This is a genomic window from Pantoea sp. X-Soil-YNGN-844, assembly GCF_059730595.1.
On record NZ_AP036008.1, the window covers coordinates 126,685 to 144,515 of the forward strand.

Sequence of the window (17,831 nt, forward strand, 5' to 3'; positions counted from 1 at the left end):
ATGGTGCAGGTCAGAGTGCATGAGTCGCCACCCGTTGTGACGGAGTCGCCAGTGAAGTCGAATCAGGTCCGGGATGCCAGTGGGCGTGTCATTACCCTGCGTGAGCTGGACCCGGTGCAGGAATCCCGCCTGACCGTCGCGGTCGGCCCGGAAATGGCCATTAACGTGATGTACATGAACATGTACGCCTTTCCGGCGGCGGCCGTGGCTGATATCGACGGCGAAGAATACCCAGTACCGCAGAACCCGAAGCAGATTGAAAGCATGCTCACCATCCTGGGCAAAAACGGACTGAAAGCGGTCAGTGCCTCCCTGCGCGCCATGTCGAACGACAGGGACGATGAGGCCACGGAGACCGCCGCAAAAAACTAGCGCAGAACCCCGGGTTTATTAACCAGTGCTGGCTGATGAAAGCCGGGGTTCCGTTCAGCGTGATTTTTCCGGGCCTGGCAGAGCTGATGCCCCATGAGCGCATTGCCATGGGTGTGGTCATCGGCGAGCTAGAGGGTGGCACTTACAACTGGATCACACGAAGGTGGGAGGAGGGTAAGTAGTGGACCTTGAGCAGTTTGCGCGTGAGCTGTCGTCTGCCTCAGCCAGCATCGCCACCGGGCTCGAAGCCGGTTTCCGTGTCATAGTCAAAGAGATTGAAGAAACAGCTAAAGAAGAAATCGGCGTGTACCAGCCCGCTTACGGGCCCTTTGATGCATGGGCACCGCTCGCTGGGTCGACCAAAGCCGAACGCGTTCGTCAGGGTTACAGTGAAGACGAACCGCTGCTGCGCTCAGGCGAGCTCAGAGATTCCATCGAGAGTGACATAGTGGGGCTGGCGGCCATCGTCGGCACCAAAAACGCTATCGGGCTCTGGCAGGAAGTAGGTACATGCCATATACCGCCGCGGCCTTACATCGGCCCTGCATATGTGAGTAGCGTTAAGCCGCTTGTTGAAACTATTCGATTTGCAATTACAATAGGATTTAAGCCTAACTCATATGTCTGAATTTAATCGAGTTTAAATTAATTCCCACAGGAATGAAAGATAATTGAAACTTCGTTCTGGAAATTACTCAAGGACGGATTTATCACATCACTGGCAAAATAATTAGTAATTATCATTAGATTTACTAATGTTTTTGCAGCGGTTTGTAGTTAGTGATGACGGATACATAAATTTCAGAACATCTTTATACCTTTTCTCGTTATAGTTTTGAGTGGTTATGTGTTAGTTTTTCCACAGCGACTACACTGTTGGTAAGACTGTGGATAAAGTTGACACTCGTGTTCGGAAGCGTGTTACTATCGCGATCTGATTCGAATACCTTGCGAAATCCGGAGGGTATAGTGATGAGAAAAATGAGCAAAATTAAAGAGTTAATAAAAAGCTATAGCTTTTTTGACCCATTCCCAAGTACAAATTATTTCGCTTTTGTCCCATGTAAAACAAACGATGAACGCTTGATTGAAGCTGTATTAACTTTAAATCATTGTTCTAAAACTGCTCTCAAGCAACTACATGATGAGCTTGTTTCCGAGCATGGGGCAGATGCTTCTTCAAAAAAACTTGAACAATACTATAAAATTTTTATAGAGCACGATAATGACTTCACAAAATGCCTCAGTGGTTGGGACGAGCAAAGAATCTCTAAGTGCGAACGATCCATCAGTAAAGAATATTGTAGTCAGTCAGACTGGCAACACGGGATCGGAGCTAACCAGCGAGACAGAGAAGAAGCTGAACGCAAACTCATCAGAGCAATCTCAGCAAGATGAAAATCAACTTGATGCTGACAATATTCAAGATGAAGAAGAAATTGCTGAGCTTGTAACTGATGTTATAAAAAAGGAACCTGAGCTTCTTCAGCGCATAATGGAAGATGAAGAAGTTCGTGAGTTAGTAATGGTCCAACAAATGAGTTATCGCGGACCATTGCCTCCTAGCGAGCTTTTGTCAGGCTATGAAGCATTTTGCCCGGGATCAACTGATAGATTCATCGGTCAGTTAGAGGCCAATCAAAAGCATCAACATGTAATGGAAATTTCTGTCTTAACTGCTCAAGTTGAGAAAGATAAAGAAAACAGAAAGTATGCATTCCATTTAACTATAGGTGCTCTAATTAGTTCTGTAATTTTGGGGCTCTTTGGTCACGACTGGCTAGCAGGAACAATCGCTACTACAACGATTATTGCTATATTGGCAACATTCATCCTTAACAGAATGCCAGGCAATGGATCAGGCGATAAACAAAAAGATCAGAAGAGTGCTGAACCATCTCCCCCAGTTAAACCTGAAGAACCATCTGAGTAAAACTTAAAAAAGCCCACCTAGTTGTGGGTTTTTTTATGCCTGTAAATCGAGTTTCCATTGGATATTCAGGTTTATCGCGTAGCCGTGCGGCTTGAGCTGGATGACCAGATTACGCGCAATCTGATGCAGGTCAGCCGCAATGCGATCGATCTCAACAAGAAGTTAGTTAAAATCACAATGAACATCAGGGCACTGAACCGTGCGGTCCGTGAGGCGAAATCTGCGCTGCGGGCGCTCAATCGGTCCCTGAATATTCCCATAACCTGACAGATGATCAGTGCTTATCGATAAGGCGCAGTCGGCCATTTCTTGTAAGCGAAAAAGTAGAGCATGACGAAATGGATACCCGGGCATGAGAGCAACAGCGCCATCTTCCATCCGAAACCAGCTTTCTGAGCCATGCGAAAGCAAGGTATGAACATTACAAACCAGATGATTAAGGACAGTGCTGCGAGGGGATTGGGCTGTTCCATTAGAAATTCTCCATAAGCTTGATGTTTCATAGTATCGGCAGTGAGCTGTGATCATTTATATGTAATGCGTAATCTTGCTGCTGTCATCTTTTTCACCTCTGGCAGTGCACAATAGCTGTTGAAATAATTGTATGGCTCCTATAGCAGGGTTTAGTTTTAACGTTTTAATCAAGACGCCAATGCTCAAAATGTGAGCTATTAAGTGATGTTAATTGATGGTTCCGATGTCTTCACTAAGTACCATCAAAAGCCAATCATTATTAAAGACAAAAATATCAGTTACTTAAATGCTCAGCGTTAGAGGTTCACTTATTTTTATTTTAAGCCTTGACTAATTATTGTTGATGAATGATAAATATAACTTCTAAGATTAATCCTATTTATGGGTTTTCATATAGCTGAGGAGTTATGAATGGCTAGTTGTAGTTGTTGCGGCAAAGCACTTAATCGTGGAATTTGGACACTTGATGGTAAGCATAAAAGTTGTCCTTTATGTTCAACTACTCAAGGAGGGCAGCATATTTTCCGTCGCTACCCTGAGGACTTTGGCACAACTGAAGCTCGTGTTACAGCGAATAACCCAGATGGAGCTCAAAGCTATTGTGTTGACTGCCGTGGTGTAGATACAGGACAATCGTCCCCGGTCGATCTCACCCAACAGAGATTGTGTAACACAGTGAAAATTTAATGCTTTTAGAAAAATTAGATGCAGTTGAATGGTTGAAAACACTCCCTTCCGGGAGTGTCGACCTTTTAGTAACTGACCCACCTTATGAATCCCTTGAAAAACATCGCAAGATTGGTACAACAACTCGTCTGAAAGTTAGCAAATCGTCTAGCAACGAGTGGTTTGCCATTTTTCCAAACAGCCGATTTGATGAGCTGCTGACTGAAATGTACCGTGTATTGAAGAACAATCGGCACATGTACATTTTCTGCGACCAAGAAACGATGTTTCATTTAAAGCCAGCTGCTGAAAAAGTTGGGTTCAAATTTTGGAAACCAATTGTTTGGAATAAAATGGCTATTGGAATGGGATATCATTACAGAGCAAAATATGAGTTTATTCTTTTTTTTGAAAAAGGTAAGCGTAAGCTCAATAATTTAGGCATTCCGGATATATTGGATGCTAAGCGGGTAATGCGTGGATATCCGACAGAAAAACCAGTAGAGCTAATAAAAGTCCTTATAGAACAAAGCACTGTTGAGGGTGAATCTGTGTGTGATCCTTTCTTTGGTTCGGGGTCGGCATTAATTGCTGCGTCTGAACTTGAACGTTGCCTTTTAGGTAACGATATTTCTTCATCGGCACATGACTATTTCCAGCAAAGACTAGCTAATAACATAAAAGGGCCTCAACTCATTGATAGACTCAAGTAAGATTTTGAAAGTTTTTTTATAAACACTTCCCGCTACGGCGGGTTTTTTATGTCCGTAAATTGAGGTTCCCATGGATATGCAGGCTTACCGTGTAGCCGTGCGGCTGGCCCTAGATGACCAGATAACACGCAACCTGCTGCAGGTGAGCCGCGATGCCATTGAGCTGAATAAGAAGTTCGTCACCATCACCAGAAACATCAAAGCACTGACCAGTGCGGCCCGTGAGGCGACATCTGCGCTGCGGGCTCTCAATCGCTCCCTGAATAATGAGTTTTCTGGCGCGTCCCGTGGCGCGCGTGAGTATGCCGGTGCCATCAGCGAGATTGCTGACCAGACACAGCGTATCAACCGTGCCTCTCGTAATGTCCCGCTGCTGGCCGGTGGTTACGGTGCAGCCATTACACTGCCCGTTCTGGCAGCGGGGGCCGCCGCTGCAGGTAGCAGCGGTGGATACGGCAACAATGGCGGTGGACCTGCGCTGCCTCCTCCTGCAGGAAACAGTCGCTGGTGGCATGGCTGGCATAATGGCGTGCCGCCGGGCGGCTGGGGTGGCGGCGGTTCTGGCCACGGCGGCGGTAATGGCCGGCTACCGGGCGGAGGCTCAAATTCAGACGGTCTGACCAATCTGCCCACCGGCTATCTGGGTTTCAGACTGCTGAAGGGCTTTGTTGATGAGGCAGCCCGCTACCAGACCATGACCGAGAAGTTCAGACAGTTCGGCATGGGTCAGGCTGCGACAGATGAAGCACTGCGTTTCGCAGAAACCACACGGGTCCGGGGCTCCTCGGCCACTGATATGCTGAAATATCTGGTGGAAGCGCAGGGGGTATTCAGCGAGTCCGGCGCAAAAACGCTGGATGAGCAGCTGCGCGCGGCGAAACTGGCGGCACCGGTGCTGGCGCGTATCACCTTCGCCTCCCGCGGGCTGGATGAGCATCAGCGTGAAGCCACAACTGCAAAACAGATGGACATGCTGCGCTTCACCGAGACGGCAGGGGGACTGAAAAGCCCGGAGCGCTTTAATGAACTGATGGACGCGGCGTTTCGCGCTATCCAGTCTTCAGGCGGCAATGTCGATTTCACGCAGTACCGCCAGTTTATGGCCAAAGCGGGCACCTCTGCCTTCAACCTGAGCAATAAAGCCCTGTTTGCTGAGCTGGAGCCGATTATCGGTGAACTGAAGGGCAGTTCAGCGGGTGATGCGCTGATGACTGCTTACAACCGGCTGAACGGGATTGTGAAGCTGCCTAATCAGGTCACGCACGACCTGATGAAAATGGGTATCTGGGATGCCAGCAAGATTGAACTCAACAGCCTGGGCGGCGTGAAGCGTTTCCGGGGCAATCCACTTATTAACGCGCAGCTCTTCAGCCAGTCGCCTGTCGAATACTATGAAAACGTCATCCTGCCACTCTACCGCAGGCACCATTACACCGAAGAACAGAAGCAGCGTGAGAACGCCCTGATATTCGGGCGTACCGGCGGCAAGATGTTCAGTCTCATCGACAAACAGCTTGAGACCATCCATCACCGTATCGATGCCTACGGTGTCGCGCGCGGCCTGAATGATGCCTATGGTGCGGTCGGCAGCACATATAATGGCAAAGCGATCGACTTTCACAAGAAATGGCAGGACCTGCAACGGGTGATGGGGAAAGATGGCGGCCTGCTGGACACGTTCACGCAGGGGCTGGAGACGCTCACGCACTCTCTTCAGCAGATGGCAGACATTGCGCACCGGCATCCCGAAATGGCGAAGTTTGCGGGGCAGGCGGCACTGGCGGTTACCGGCCTTGCAGGTATCAGCGGCGGATTCTGGCTCATCAAACATGCCGCAGGCGCATTGCTGACACCGCTGAAGCTGGCGGGCTGGGGCATTGACCTGCTGATTGGTAAAAGCGCTACTACGGGTCTGACGGGACTCACCGCCGCGCTTACCGGTCTGCCGGGCATAATCTCTGCCGTAACGCTTGCCGCCCTTTATCCGGGCAGCACGGTATCGCAGAGCCGGGAAATGGCAGAGCGTGACAGACTGGCCCGGCAGAATGCGCTTGACCACGGGGTTGCCTATAAACCCTGGTTGCCGACTCAGGCGGACTTTGACAGACAGCAGCAGCGGGGGCAGGCGTATCGTAAAACCGGCAGGTACCCGCCGATACCGCCTGTCTCTGTAAGCCATGGAGCGCAGCCCGTGAATCTCCTGATGACGCATGAAGGGCGCCAGGTACTGGTAGCCACTGTCATGAGTGGCATCAGTAAGCAGGCCGCCAGAGCACCGGCCTCAACCAGCACCTTTGACCCCACAATGCTGATGGTCTATCCCGGCCAGGCTGGCAACCTCTCATAAGTATGACTGCCGGCAGTGAATGTCTGACTCGGCCCCAATAAATGTTTTCAGACGTTCCGGTTTTCAGAATTCTGAAAGCCATTCCCGGCATGCTGACTCAACTGAATTTCTCATTCACTGCCACTATCCTCGGTTTCCGTGAAATTGCCCGTGGAGTCCCGATATGCTCAATGAATACCTGTTCATGCTAATGCTCATTAGCGCATGGCCTGCACCAGCAGAGGTCACGAATCATCAGGTCATCAGTGCCGTTACGTCAGAACAGACTCAGCCTCTGTCGCAGACTGATGCAATGATCCGCCTGAAATTGCTTAACGATCCGCTCTCTCCGGTCGTCGGTGCAGAGCAGCCAGAACTAAAAATTGTCAGTTTCGTGAATTACGACTGTATTCACTGCAAACGTCTGGATACCAGCCTGGAAAGGCTTTTAAAGGCCTATCCTCAGATAGCCATCACCTACAAACTGATTTCGTGGGGGCCGGAAGCCTCAACCGCCGCTACTCGCCGGGCTCTTTCAGTCTGGATCGAGCAACCCGAAAAATTTCACGCATTCCATCACGCGCTGATGTCAGACAGCGGTATGGATAATGGATTGCGTATCTATTCAGCCCTGCATGCTGCCGGGATTTCACTCAGCACGTATCCACTCAATACGCAGAATATTATTGAAGTGAATAAAGAATTGATGAGAAGGCTTCATTTTACAGGTACGCCGACGACCATCATCGGAGACAGTGTGCTGACGGGTGAAGTGACTTACGAAGTACTTGAAGAAGCCGTCAAAACCGCACTGGCAGCGGCTAAGGACGAGAAACACCTGGCCGTCCTGACAAAGTAAATATCCCAGGCTGGACTGGCGCTTAAGTAAGCCCATTGTTTTGTACTGAATGAGATGACCGGGTGTCAGTATTCTCTGTCTGCTGACTCACTTGGCTCTGACAGAGATTATCGCACATACCCGTCAGTAGCTTCCCTGTAACCGTCAGTCTCCCTCTGAACCAGGCCCATTCTGTATGTCATTTCTCAATTCACTGGCGCCGTTCGCGCAGGGTGTCGATCCGACTGGAACCCGGCTGATGCTGGGCGACTTCGAGTTTTTGGAATTTGAAGTCCCTGAACAGATTGCCATCCACGGCAGGCAGAAAACTGTACAGCATCAGCTGATTGGCGGCAGACGCATTATCGATGTGCTGGGTACGGAATACGAACCGCTGTTCTGGTCTGGCATCATCACGGGCGCTCAGGCTGGTGAACGTGTCAGTGTGCTGGAACGCATGCGGGATGCAGGGCACCCGGTGGTGCTGACCCTGGATGATTACCGTTTCACCGTGGTGATTACGGCATTTAACCCGGTCTACGAGTACATCTGGCGTCGCCCTTACTCCATTGAAGTGGCGGTTGTCCGCAATGAGGGCTCGCCAGAGAAGGTGGATGCCCTGACCGGCGCGCTACAGGGACTGATTGACAGTGACCTGGGCCGGGCACTGGGCCTTGCCAGTATCATAAACATTGATGCCGTGGCGCAGGCCGTCAGAAATCTGCATCAGGCGGTAAAGGCGGTGACGAATTTTGCGCATGCCACGGTCGCGCAGGTGCAGGCCGTTGTCCGGCCCATCATCGCTGCACGCAACATCATTCAGCATGAGCTCGCGCTGCTTGAAGCAGAGGCAGGTGAGATTACCTCACTTGGAGGAATGGTGCCCGGCAACCCCGTTTCAAAGACCGTCAGTAATCTGCTCCTTCAGTCAGACCACGCTACCCGCATCCCGGCCCTGTATCACCTTCAGGACGTGCTGGGCAGACTGAACAAAAATGTTAATGCAGGGCAGGCCGCCAGTGGTGTCAGGGCAGTAACGCTGTCAGGCGGCAATCTGTATCAGGTGGCATCAGAGCAGTATGGTGACGCTTCTTTATGGACCAGCATTGCCGAGGCCAATGACCTGGCCGATCCGCAACTGAGCGGCATTCACACGCTAAAAGTACCCACCAGCCCAGCGAGTTAACGATGGACGTCAACAACCCCATTACCAAATCCAGCGCCCGCCACGTCAGCGGGCGATGTCTTTTAAATGGCACAGAGGTGCCCTTTGTGTCGTTCAGTGTTGAGAGCAATGCCTTTCGCGGTGCAGGTACGTTTGAGCTTACGCTGGCGATTTCAGCGCTGCAGCCAGGTATGCAGCTGCTTAACTGGTGGGCGGTGCAGACCACGATCAGGACCGAGCTGTTCATTTCGATTGCGACACCGGCGGGGGTTAACGAGAAAAAACACATCACGGGCAACATCGATACGTGGCATTACGAACCTGCACGCTTTGAGATCTCCGCAGAAGGGCGCGATTTCACCGCAAAACTTATTGATGCGAAGACCCTGGGCGAAAGCTTTAAAAATCTTACCAGCTCACAGATAGCCACTACGCTGGCGCAGCGACACGGCCTGACACCGGTTGTGACGGCGACGACACAGCGCGTCGGTGAGTACTACCAGATTGATTCGACTCACCTGACAGGCGAACAGACGGAATGGGACCTGATAACCAGTCTGGCGGGGATAGAAAACTTTTCGGTTTATGTGGAAGGTGACAGCCTGCATTTCGAACCCCGACGCGCCCCTGCCGGTAATGACGATTATGTTATCCGCTGGCAGCCCCCCGGTGAGCAGGCGTATCCCCGTTGCAATGTCTCCGATGACCTGAATTTTTCAAGAGCATTGACTATTTCCAAAGGCGTGACGGTGCAAGTGCTTAGCTGGAATGCAAAACTTAAAAACAGACAGTTTATGGCGGTCTACCCGGGCCCGGCCAAAGGGGCAGAACCGGGTAAAGCCACAGCCGACAGGCAGGTTTATCGGGTTATCCGCAACGGACTGACCCCTGATGCTGCCCGCGCAATGGCCCGGTCTCTTTACCTGCAGATCATTCAGCATGAGATGACGTTCAGCTGCTCAGTGGCCGGTGACAACCTGCTTATGCCAGAAACTTCCGTACGCATTGAGGGCACTCAGAGCCTCTTTGACCAGGGTTATTTCTGCGATCGGGTGCGTCGTACGCTGAGCGCGGACTCAGGCTACAAAATGATGATATCGGGCAGAAATCACAGCCCAGCACTGGAGGTTAACCGTTGAGAGCACTGATCAACACCATGGCGGCAACGGCCCGTCAGAGCCTGTCCGGCAAAAGCGGCACACGTCAGGACATTATCACGGCATACGATCCGGCCAGTTATGCAATAAAAGTTCAGCTCCAGCCGACCGGTGAGGAAACGGGGTGGATCCCCCTCAGCACGCCATGGGCAGGCAACGGCTGGGGACTGGCTGCAGGGCCGATGCTCGGCGCGGTGGCGGAGGTGGGATTTGATTCTGGCCTGACTGGTGTAGGAATGGCAGAAGGGCAGTTCTATAACGATGCTGATCGCTGCCCGGGCCCACCCTCCGGTGAGTTCTGGCTGGTGCACCAGAGCGGATCGCTTTTGAAGTTTCTCAACAGCGGGGAAGTCCTGCTGTCCGCTAAGGAAAAGCTCACTTATGACGCGCCTGCACACCACTTTACCGGTGGTAACGTGCGCATTGATAAAAATCTTACCGTCGGGAAAGACATCCGCGACAACGATGGGCGCTATGGCACGGTTCATCGTATCCGCACTGTTTATGACGGCCATAAACATCTCGAAAAAGGGCAGGGCAACTTTACCGCCCCGCCTGAGCAGAAAATTACAGCCACTCTCCAGAGTTAAACGATGCACGACCTCTATCACTTCCCGGGCGGAGACCTTGACTCTTCATCCACAGGCGACTTACGCACGGCATCCGCCAGCGATCGCACGAAACAACGCATTCTGCGGCGACTCCTGACCAATCCTGGCGACTACGTTTTTCATCCGGAATACGGGGCAGGACTCGGGAAGAAAATTGGTGAAGCCTTCAGGCCCGGAGAGTGGAAGGCGCTCATCAGCGGCCAGATGTTGCTGGAAGAGGCTGTCGCCAGCCATCCGCCGCCGGTTGTAAAACTGAATCGCATTGAGGGGGGGATCAGTGTGTCAGCGTCCTATACGGATGCCATGACCGGCAACCCGGAAACCCTCATCTTCGATGTCACGAGGTAAACAATGGCACCCCTCAATATAAAATCCTTTACCGATCTTGTGAGTGAGCAGGTTACGGCTATTCAGGCCAGGGCACTGAAGCTGGTGGATTTCTCCATTGGCAGCATTCTCAGGTCGCTGGCAGAGTCGAATGCGGGTGTGGCAATGTGGATACAGCAGCTGATTGTGAAGCTGCTGGTGACGACCCGCGCCGCGACATGCTCCGGCGAGGACCTTGATAGCTGGATGGCAGACTTCAGTTTCCCGCGGCTCTCTGCTGTGCAGGCTATTGGACAGGTCACCTTCAGTCGATTTACAGCCACCAGCAGGGCACTGGTCCCGGTGGGTGCGCATGTCACCACCACAGACGGTGCCCAGCATTATGCTGTGATCGCTGACACGTCGATTGATGCCTGGGATGCCGAGCAGTCAGGTTATGTCATCGCGGCGGGCGTCAGCTCGCTTGTGGTTCCGGTCAGGGCGAACAGAGCAGGCGCTGCGGGTAATGCGCAGCCGGGAACGGTGACGGTCATTTCAGGGGCAATTTTCTATGTAGACACCGTAACCAACACCGCCGCGTTTGTTAACGGCAAGGATGCAGAGGGTGATGACAGCTACCGGGCGAGATTTGTGCTGTGGATCGCCTCACTGTCGAAAGCCACCAAAGCGGCTATCGGCTTTGCCATCAGCAATCTTCAGAGTGGGGTCAGTTATACCCTGACGGAAAATGCCGTGTGGGATGGCTCCTATCAGCCCGGTTATTTTTATGCCGTGGTGGACGATGGCAGTGGCAGCCCTGATGCAGCTTTTGTCCAGCGGGCAGCGATGGCCATCGATGCCGTGCGGGGATTTACCGTCACATTTGGTGTATTTCCGCCAGATGTAATTAAAGCAGATGTCATTCTGGTTATCTCCACCGATGGGACAGCTGATCATGGCGAAATCGTCACGCTGGTCAGAACTGCGATTATTCAGTGCATCGGCAGCCTGGCGCTGGGGAAACTGCTGGCATACACCCAGCTGGTAAAAGTGGCCTACAGCGCCAGTCCGCTGGTGACCAATGTTTCGTCACTGACGCTGAATGGCGGCACTGCCGATATGGCAGCCTCTCACAGGCAGGTTATTCGTCCTGGAACGGTGAAGGTGAGCTGAATGGCCAGAGGCGATCAAAACGACTTTTACAACCGGCTTCATACCCTTCTTCCTGCTGGCTGGTTTGCTGATGAAAGTCCGGTTCTGTTCGGCGCGCTGGCGGCATGTGCGAAATCGCTGGCCTGGTGCTACACACTTTATCTTTATGCCCGGTCGCAGACACGCATGGCGACGGCCACCCATGGCTGGCTTGATCTCGCGGCGTATGACTTTTTTGGCATTAGCCTTATCAGAGCCGCAGGGGTGGAGGACGACCAATTCCGGAATCAGATCAGAACAAATCTGCTGCGGGAGCGCGGCACGCGCCAGGCGGTCATCCAGGTGCTTGAGATATTAACAGGAAACTGCCCGGTTGTGTTTGAACCGTTACGCCCTGCAGATACTGGCGCGTATGGCGGACCGGCAACCGGATATGGTGCTGCTGACGGTTATGGATCCCGTTATCTTCCTTACCAGGCCTTTGTTGTGGTAAGCCGTCCCAAAGGCGAGGGCATACCCCGGGTGGCGGGCTACCACATTCCCTCATCCGGCTACAGCAGAGCTTCACATGGAGAGTATATATCCAGGAACATGTTTACCGGCGGCATCACGGATGCACAGATTTATGCCGCTGTCGCGGCTGTCAAAATGGAAGGCACTCTGGTCTGGGTAAGATTGGTTTAGTGCTGGCTTGCAGATGTTGATTGGACAAAGCTAACTAATTTCATGTGCAGTCTATTATGTTAGTTTTGTTAGAGAACAACCTTGCCCAATCAAGATCATTAGTATTATATTCACTGTATAGATACCCATCACAACACAGATCATGTGCAATAACTGGTTGTCGATGGAGGCCCAATCTCTGCATACAGAGCTCTGGGAAGGAGGCAAAATGGTGAATTTTAAAAAATTTCTTAAAACAGTATCGGAACCCGAAAGATTAATGGATCTTTTTGTAAAAAATCGGTGGGATACGAGAGAAAATCCGGCTGGTGGAGAATCCAGTGAGCGATACTACTTTGACCGTAGTGGTGCTCTACGCATCAACCTAAAAAATAAGGACGTTCAAAACGCAATTGCTCACAATATGCGAGTACTTGCTGAGAAAAAATAAAACGGGTGGTTAATGAGCGCGGCACTGATTGTTATAGTGTTAGTGTGTGGTTACCTGTATGTAAATAGCCACATACCGTCTAAGCATAAATTCAAAAAATCCACGGGCTGGCAATCATATTTCCAGGTGGCCCTCAAGGGGTCATATTACGTTTTTGTTTCTTTCATCGTTCTCATGGTCGCATGGTTTGCGCTACTGGCGGCTATGTGGCTATTAAATGCGCCGCTATTGTTTACCGAAAAATACAAAGCATTTACTTTTGCCTATGACATTCTGAATGTCAAATTTGTGGGTGTCGGGCTTCCATTTCTTTTATTAGTTGCTGTCACTGTTCTTATTAGCTTTGGCGAATCAAAAAATGAAGAGAAAAAACTAAGAAATCCTGAGGAAAGGTTGAGGATTTTCAGGGAGATAGCCAATTCTAGCCCTATCGAGGCCATTCTCCTTGAGTCAATAACAAGCAACAATAACCTTATGGTTTCCATAACCATGCATTCTCGGAAGGTATATATTGGAATTGTCCATGAAGCCCGTCTTGAAGATCATGATACCGATACGATAGTCATCATCCCTTTCCTGAGCGGATATCGTGATAAAGATACTCTGAGCTTTGTGGAAGAAGTGAATTATGCTGAGCACTACAGTGAATGTGAAATTACCTTTGACTCTCATCCGATATCGCTGACGCAATATCGCCATGTCATACCCAGAGATCAAATAGAATCAGTTTCACTTTTAATTCAGATATGTACAAAAGGTTCAAAAAGCGTAAGTACTATAGAACCTCTTATAATCGGAACAGGAATAGTAAAGTCTGAGTTTGTACATTCTTTTCATTAATTCATACCGTTATACATACCCCGCTTCGGCGGGTTTTTTTATGGGAAATTTGTATGGATCGTCAAATTGTTTATCCGGGCGCTATTCCGCTCGAAACTGACCTGCTCAACACTAATAAATTTGCTATGACGGGTATGGCAAAGCTTGCCTTGGCCGTACTGGGTTCCGATACCTGTTTGTATGGATTGAATTGCATACCCGACAGTCCTGCGTCCATGCGGATCATAATCGGCCCCGGCCAGATTTACAGTTTACAGAATACTGATAACACACCGTATTCATCACTCCCGGCAGATATGTCACAGATTATCCTGAAACAGGGACTCATCTGTGAAGCAACCCCGCTCACGCTGACCGCGCCTGCTTCAGCAGGTCACAGCATGAATTATATGGTGCAGGTCGGGTATGAGGATGTGGACTCTGATGAAACGGTACTGCCTTATTACAATGCGGCAAACCCGGCAATGGCCTACAGCGGTCCCGGTAACTCAGGCAAAGCTCAGCCGGCAAAACGGTCAGGTGTCTGTCGGCTGATGTTAAAGGCAGGAGTGTCTTCGCCCACGGGGTCACAGATTACGCCTCAGCCTGATGCGGGATATGTAGCGGCGTGGGGAATTACTGTCACGGAGGGTATGAACGCGATTACGGAAGCCAGTATTTTCAGGATAGAAGGTGCGCCATTTCTTCCTGATGAAGGCATTATCACTGCTGTGCAGCAGGGACGTCTTAACAACTGCAAAACCCGAACCGAAGGCGATAACTATCATCTGTCCTGTCAGCCTCCAGTCACAAAGCTTACAGATGGTATGCGTCTGTTCTTCCGGACACCAGTGACAAATACGGGAACATGTAAACTTCGCGTTGGCGATTTGCCTGCATACCCCATCTATGACAATGCCGCCAAAGAACTTATCAAGAGCACTCTCAGCATCTGCCAGCAAAATGAAGTGGAGTGGAATGCGACACTGAATGCCTGGATCCTGTGTCATAACCAGCAGCACATTGACTGGGTCGACTTTGATCACCGCTATGTGTCTGTAAGTGGTGGCGAGATAAACGGGGATATAAAAGTTGAAGGCTTCCTGAGTACCGACAAGCCTCTGCAAATAGGAAAAGCGGAAATTACGACAGAAGGTGACTTGTCTGGCGAAGCCTGGGACGGAAGTCTGCATACCTGGCTAAAAAATCGTTCAACCAGTCTTTTAAGGGTGAGTGGCTCACCCATGTATTGGAAAGATCCGGTGAGTAAGCTAATCATTCAGGGGGGCCAGCATCACTCGGGTGGAGGTGAAGTTGTTTTTCCTGTTGTTTTTCCTAACAGCTGTCTCATCGCACTGATCACTCAATCTGGTAAACAGGGTCAGAGTAAAGACAATTCGTATATTGATGATGTCAACAAACAGAAATTTACCCTGCATGCAGGCAGGGGGGAAACGTCCTTCTATTGGCTGGCTATGGGGTACTAATAATGACCTTCGGATATAGCGCTAAAAAAAATGCATTTTACTTACTTGATGAAGAAGCGGCTTACAGGGCAAATGGTAACTGGCCGGACGATGTTCTTCCCGTTTCGGATGAAATCTGGCAAAAGTTTGCCGGTAACCCTCCTGAAGGGAAGCAGCGTGGGTCTGGGAAGGAAGGAATGCCCGTCTGGACGGATATCCCTGAACAGGAATACAGCACCATTGAGGATAATCAGGCAATAAAGAATGCGTTGCTGGAAAAGGCCGATACCGAAATACGCATGCTGGCGGTAGTGCAGGATGTATACGGACTAAATGAAGAAGAGAAACAGAAACTCGACGCCTGGAAAAAGCATTTAGCTGAAGTATACAGGCTGAATGCAAGTGTAATGAAAAAAATAGACTGGCCAGCAGTACCAGGCAAGAGTTGAAAGTGGCTCGTCCGGAACGAGCCACTGAATTAATACTTAAAAGCGATATCCCGCATTGACGAAGACACTGGTCATCTTATGTTTTTTTGATGCAAATGCGGCCTGAGATCCTTCAAAGCCCACAGTTAATGCCAGATTTTTGGTTGCATCAAATGTCAGCCCTGTGCTGTATGCAAACTGGTTGGATGAAGTGGAACCATTTTTCATCTGAGAGTTGTTGCGATCATCGAAGATTAATGGATTATCTACTTTCGTATGCGAAATCCCCCCTAAGGCAAAGACGCTGAGTTTCTCTGAGAAGCGATAGGTCGGGCCGATCAGAGCAGAGTAATATTCTGCCTGTCTGTCTAACCGATGTTTTGCATTATAATCCTCTTTGCATTGTGCATTACTCCTTCTGCACTCAGTATCAGCATCCTGCCAGTTCTTCTTCATCACCGATACAGATCCCATGAAACCCCACGGTGATGATGTCTCATACTGAAACCTGAAGTTTCCGCCCTGAATTTCACCAAAATCTTTAATATGGCCACGCTGGTAACCAAAAGACATGGTAGGCCTTACATCCGTATCCTCAGCCATCGCATTGGTACACAAAATTGTGGTGGCCAGCAAAGCCATGGACGCTTTTCTGAATAACATCTGAACTCCTGCTTAAAAGTGGGATGCATGATTCGGCATGCACAACCGTTTAGAGGAGGCCATTTTCAGTCAGGTACAATTCAGAAAAGTGAAAATTAAGTATGTCTTTTCAGTCTGTTACAGTTGATTTTTCCGGAGCTGCCGGGTTAATTGCGGAGCATGCAAAAGTGGGTTAAGGGTAGTAATACAGTTCATCGTGGGATGTCGTAGAATGGATTTTAAGTGAAGCGACGGCAGCTTTGTTCGTAGCTGGACTAACGTCCAGGCTCTTCACAGGAAAGCCAGCGGGAATCTGGAAGGCGTGCTCCTTAATCGAGACCAATGAATTTACGGTTCAGCAGAATGGTTTAGATTTTGCTTCTTTAGGCAAGAGATGAAGCATAAAAAGGGAATTTGAGGAACAGGTGTGTCAGACAGCATGCATGGCAATGGGGAAGGATGCCTGACAGCTGGTCGCCAGCGGTGAACTGGTCACGCAGGAAACGGTTGCCAGAAAGATAGTATAGCTATCAAAGCGACGGCCTGATTTAGCTGCCAGCATTGCATTATCAGTGTTGCTGCAAGCTTAAAATACCGGCGGCGGGGCAGGCGGTTCAATCTTGAAAGCTATCAATGTCCGCTTTGTGCCAGGAGCGGACGTTCATGATTTAAAGATAAGCATAAAAGTGCATACGATTTCAGAAAGCATTAACTGCCTGGTACAGATTACAGAGACAGGCCGGACTCACCAATAAAATCGACAAAGCAGCGTATTCTCGGTGAAAGATACCGGCTAGCCGGCCAGAGTGCCGAGAAAACCCCCTGCCTGGTACAGCTACCTGGCAATACCTCTTTCAGTTGCCCCGTGTTCAAAGATTCGCGAACGACAAAACCGGGCACATAGCAAATCCCCATACCTGACAGGCTCAGGCGAACAGAAGCCTCTATATTATTTACGGTCAGAACAGAGGCTGTCCTCAAGTCAGTACCCGGGCACATACCGCGCAGTTCCCAGGGCTGGAGCAGCCCCGTTGAGGGAAAACGAAAAGAAATGCACCTGTGCATCGTTAAATCCGCTGGCGATCCGGGTACGCCATACTCATTCATATAGGCAGGGCTGGCGCAGAGTACAAAACGAAAATCTCCAACCTTTTTAGATTTCAGTCGGGAGTCCGTCAGTTCACCGCTTCGTATGGCTACATCAAATCCTTCATCAATGATGTTTACCAGCCGGTCGCTGAAATCGAGATCGAGTTCTACATGAGGATAACGGCGGGAAAAGTCCGGCAGAAGAGGAAGGATCAACCTGTAGCCAATGACAGGCAGTGAAACCCTGAGCTTCCCGGCAGGCTGCGCTAAGCTGCTCGTCAGTTCTGACTCCGCCTCCTGTAATTGCTCAAGAATATGCTGGCAGCGGATTAATAAAGCAGCTCCCTCCGCTGTCAGACTCACGTTTCTTGTACTGCGGTTTAAGAGACGTACGCCCAGTTTATGCTCAAGTCTGGCGACATTCTTCCCGACCGCTGAGGCAGAAATCCCAAGCAGCCTTGCGGCCTGTACAAAACTCAGCGTCTCCGCTGTCCGGACAAACGAAGTAAGAGAGGTCAGACTGTCCATTGATTATAAACTTAATGTCCGTTAAGAAGAGA

Annotated in this window: 20 protein-coding genes; 17 read left to right on the forward strand and 3 right to left on the reverse strand. The window is 50.2% G+C overall.

Annotation, left to right across the window (positions count from 1 at the left end; all coding sequences use genetic code 11):
• The 17 genes from AC6I8C_RS19405 (at window position 1) to AC6I8C_RS19485 (ending at window position 15,561) form a co-directional block, all read left to right on the forward strand.
• A complete protein-coding gene (locus AC6I8C_RS19405; protein WP_497823464.1) occupies window positions 1-372 on the forward strand; it encodes a hypothetical protein in 372 nt (123 codons plus the stop codon).
• A 181-nt stretch (window positions 373-553) separates the two neighbouring features.
• Window positions 554-1,000, forward strand: a complete 447-nt coding sequence (locus AC6I8C_RS19410) for a phage virion morphogenesis protein (protein ID WP_497823465.1) — start codon at window positions 554-556, stop codon at window positions 998-1,000.
• 597 nt (window positions 1,001-1,597) lie between these two features.
• A complete protein-coding gene (locus AC6I8C_RS19415) occupies window positions 1,598-2,305 on the forward strand; it encodes a DUF2335 domain-containing protein (protein WP_497823466.1) in 708 nt (235 codons plus the stop codon).
• Window positions 2,306-2,362: 57 nt separating this feature from the next.
• The gene (locus AC6I8C_RS19420) at window positions 2,363-2,572 is read left to right on the forward strand and encodes a hypothetical protein (RefSeq protein WP_497823467.1); all 210 of its coding nucleotides are present in this window, start codon (window positions 2,363-2,365) and stop codon (window positions 2,570-2,572) included.
• 893 nt (window positions 2,573-3,465) lie between these two features.
• Window positions 3,466-4,158, forward strand: coding sequence for a DNA-methyltransferase (locus tag AC6I8C_RS19425; protein ID WP_497823468.1), 693 nt, complete (start codon window positions 3,466-3,468; stop codon window positions 4,156-4,158).
• A gap of 70 nt (window positions 4,159-4,228) precedes the next feature.
• Window positions 4,229-6,505 (forward strand): hypothetical protein, encoded by a 2,277-nt coding sequence (locus AC6I8C_RS19430; RefSeq protein ID WP_497823469.1) that lies wholly within the window; start codon window positions 4,229-4,231, stop codon window positions 6,503-6,505.
• Window positions 6,506-6,668: 163 nt separating this feature from the next.
• Window positions 6,669-7,343: a thioredoxin domain-containing protein gene (locus AC6I8C_RS19435; RefSeq protein ID WP_497823470.1), complete on the forward strand. Its 675-nt coding sequence runs from the start codon at window positions 6,669-6,671 to the stop codon at window positions 7,341-7,343.
• 175 nt (window positions 7,344-7,518) lie between these two features.
• Window positions 7,519-8,508, forward strand: a complete 990-nt coding sequence (locus AC6I8C_RS19440) for a LysM peptidoglycan-binding domain-containing protein (RefSeq protein ID WP_497823471.1) — start codon at window positions 7,519-7,521, stop codon at window positions 8,506-8,508.
• An 86-nt stretch (window positions 8,509-8,594) separates the two neighbouring features.
• Window positions 8,595-9,626 carry a phage late control D family protein gene (locus AC6I8C_RS19445; protein WP_497823472.1) on the forward strand — a complete coding sequence of 344 codons (1,032 nt, stop codon included), beginning with the start codon at window positions 8,595-8,597 and terminating at the stop codon, window positions 9,624-9,626.
• Complete coding sequence (locus tag AC6I8C_RS19450; RefSeq protein WP_497823473.1) at window positions 9,623-10,234, forward strand: baseplate assembly protein; 612 nt, start codon at window positions 9,623-9,625, stop codon at window positions 10,232-10,234. The genes AC6I8C_RS19445 and AC6I8C_RS19450 overlap by 4 nt, the downstream gene beginning before the upstream one ends.
• 3 nt (window positions 10,235-10,237) lie before the next feature.
• Window positions 10,238-10,603, forward strand: a complete 366-nt coding sequence (locus AC6I8C_RS19455; RefSeq protein ID WP_283544979.1) for a phage tail protein — start codon at window positions 10,238-10,240, stop codon at window positions 10,601-10,603.
• A 3-nt stretch (window positions 10,604-10,606) separates the two neighbouring features.
• Window positions 10,607-11,734, forward strand: coding sequence for a baseplate J/gp47 family protein (locus AC6I8C_RS19460; protein ID WP_497823474.1), 1,128 nt, complete (start codon window positions 10,607-10,609; stop codon window positions 11,732-11,734).
• Window positions 11,735-12,397: a UCP028438 family phage-derived protein gene (locus tag AC6I8C_RS19465; protein WP_497823475.1), complete on the forward strand. Its 663-nt coding sequence runs from the start codon at window positions 11,735-11,737 to the stop codon at window positions 12,395-12,397.
• Window positions 12,398-12,605: 208 nt separating this feature from the next.
• A complete protein-coding gene (locus tag AC6I8C_RS19470) occupies window positions 12,606-12,827 on the forward strand; it encodes a hypothetical protein (RefSeq protein WP_311967864.1) in 222 nt (73 codons plus the stop codon).
• A gap of 12 nt (window positions 12,828-12,839) precedes the next feature.
• Window positions 12,840-13,667 (forward strand): hypothetical protein, encoded by an 828-nt coding sequence (locus tag AC6I8C_RS19475; RefSeq protein WP_497823476.1) that lies wholly within the window; start codon window positions 12,840-12,842, stop codon window positions 13,665-13,667.
• Between the two features lie 53 nt (window positions 13,668-13,720).
• Complete coding sequence (locus tag AC6I8C_RS19480) at window positions 13,721-15,133, forward strand: gp53-like domain-containing protein (protein WP_497823477.1); 1,413 nt, start codon at window positions 13,721-13,723, stop codon at window positions 15,131-15,133.
• Between the two features lie 2 nt (window positions 15,134-15,135).
• Window positions 15,136-15,561, forward strand: coding sequence for a tail fiber assembly protein (locus tag AC6I8C_RS19485; RefSeq protein ID WP_497823478.1), 426 nt, complete (start codon window positions 15,136-15,138; stop codon window positions 15,559-15,561).
• 36 nt (window positions 15,562-15,597) lie between these two features.
• On the opposite strand, the gene AC6I8C_RS19490 is transcribed toward AC6I8C_RS19485, so the two are convergent.
• The 3 genes from AC6I8C_RS19490 to AC6I8C_RS19500 all read right to left on the reverse strand — a co-directional run bounded on the left by AC6I8C_RS19490 (window position 15,598) and on the right by AC6I8C_RS19500 (window position 17,799).
• Complete coding sequence (locus AC6I8C_RS19490; protein WP_250489085.1) at window positions 15,598-16,203, reverse strand: Ail/Lom family outer membrane beta-barrel protein; 606 nt, start codon at window positions 16,201-16,203, stop codon at window positions 15,598-15,600.
• Window positions 16,204-16,612: 409 nt separating this feature from the next.
• Window positions 16,613-16,744 (reverse strand): hypothetical protein, encoded by a 132-nt coding sequence (locus AC6I8C_RS19495; protein ID WP_261308180.1) that lies wholly within the window; start codon window positions 16,742-16,744, stop codon window positions 16,613-16,615.
• 164 nt (window positions 16,745-16,908) lie between these two features.
• The gene (locus AC6I8C_RS19500; protein ID WP_497823479.1) at window positions 16,909-17,799 is read right to left on the reverse strand and encodes a LysR family transcriptional regulator; all 891 of its coding nucleotides are present in this window, start codon (window positions 17,797-17,799) and stop codon (window positions 16,909-16,911) included.
• Between the last annotated feature and the right edge of the window lie 32 nt (window positions 17,800-17,831).

Excerpts from the sequence above, each read along its gene's own strand:
- AC6I8C_RS19405 (WP_497823464.1), top strand. The coding sequence starts at position 1 with ATGGTGCAGGTCAGAGTGCATGAGTCGCCACCCGTTGTGACGGAGTCG.
- AC6I8C_RS19415 (WP_497823466.1), top strand. The coding sequence starts at position 1,598 with ATGACTTCACAAAATGCCTCAGTGGTTGGGACGAGCAAAGAATCTCTA.
- AC6I8C_RS19425 (WP_497823468.1), top strand. The coding sequence starts at position 3,466 with ATGCTTTTAGAAAAATTAGATGCAGTTGAATGGTTGAAAACACTCCCT.
- AC6I8C_RS19430 (WP_497823469.1), top strand. The coding sequence starts at position 4,229 with ATGGATATGCAGGCTTACCGTGTAGCCGTGCGGCTGGCCCTAGATGAC.
- AC6I8C_RS19435 (WP_497823470.1), top strand. The coding sequence starts at position 6,669 with ATGCTCAATGAATACCTGTTCATGCTAATGCTCATTAGCGCATGGCCT.
- AC6I8C_RS19440 (WP_497823471.1), top strand. The coding sequence starts at position 7,519 with ATGTCATTTCTCAATTCACTGGCGCCGTTCGCGCAGGGTGTCGATCCG.
- AC6I8C_RS19455 (WP_283544979.1), top strand. The coding sequence starts at position 10,238 with ATGCACGACCTCTATCACTTCCCGGGCGGAGACCTTGACTCTTCATCC.
- AC6I8C_RS19460 (WP_497823474.1), top strand. The coding sequence starts at position 10,607 with ATGGCACCCCTCAATATAAAATCCTTTACCGATCTTGTGAGTGAGCAG.
- AC6I8C_RS19465 (WP_497823475.1), top strand. The coding sequence starts at position 11,735 with ATGGCCAGAGGCGATCAAAACGACTTTTACAACCGGCTTCATACCCTT.
- AC6I8C_RS19470 (WP_311967864.1), top strand. The coding sequence starts at position 12,606 with ATGGTGAATTTTAAAAAATTTCTTAAAACAGTATCGGAACCCGAAAGA.
- AC6I8C_RS19475 (WP_497823476.1), top strand. The coding sequence starts at position 12,840 with ATGAGCGCGGCACTGATTGTTATAGTGTTAGTGTGTGGTTACCTGTAT.
- AC6I8C_RS19480 (WP_497823477.1), top strand. The coding sequence starts at position 13,721 with ATGGATCGTCAAATTGTTTATCCGGGCGCTATTCCGCTCGAAACTGAC.
- AC6I8C_RS19485 (WP_497823478.1), top strand. The coding sequence starts at position 15,136 with ATGACCTTCGGATATAGCGCTAAAAAAAATGCATTTTACTTACTTGAT.
- AC6I8C_RS19490 (WP_250489085.1), bottom strand. The coding sequence starts at position 16,203 with ATGTTATTCAGAAAAGCGTCCATGGCTTTGCTGGCCACCACAATTTTG.
- AC6I8C_RS19495 (WP_261308180.1), bottom strand. The coding sequence starts at position 16,744 with ATGCTGGCAGCTAAATCAGGCCGTCGCTTTGATAGCTATACTATCTTT.
- AC6I8C_RS19500 (WP_497823479.1), bottom strand. The coding sequence starts at position 17,799 with ATGGACAGTCTGACCTCTCTTACTTCGTTTGTCCGGACAGCGGAGACG.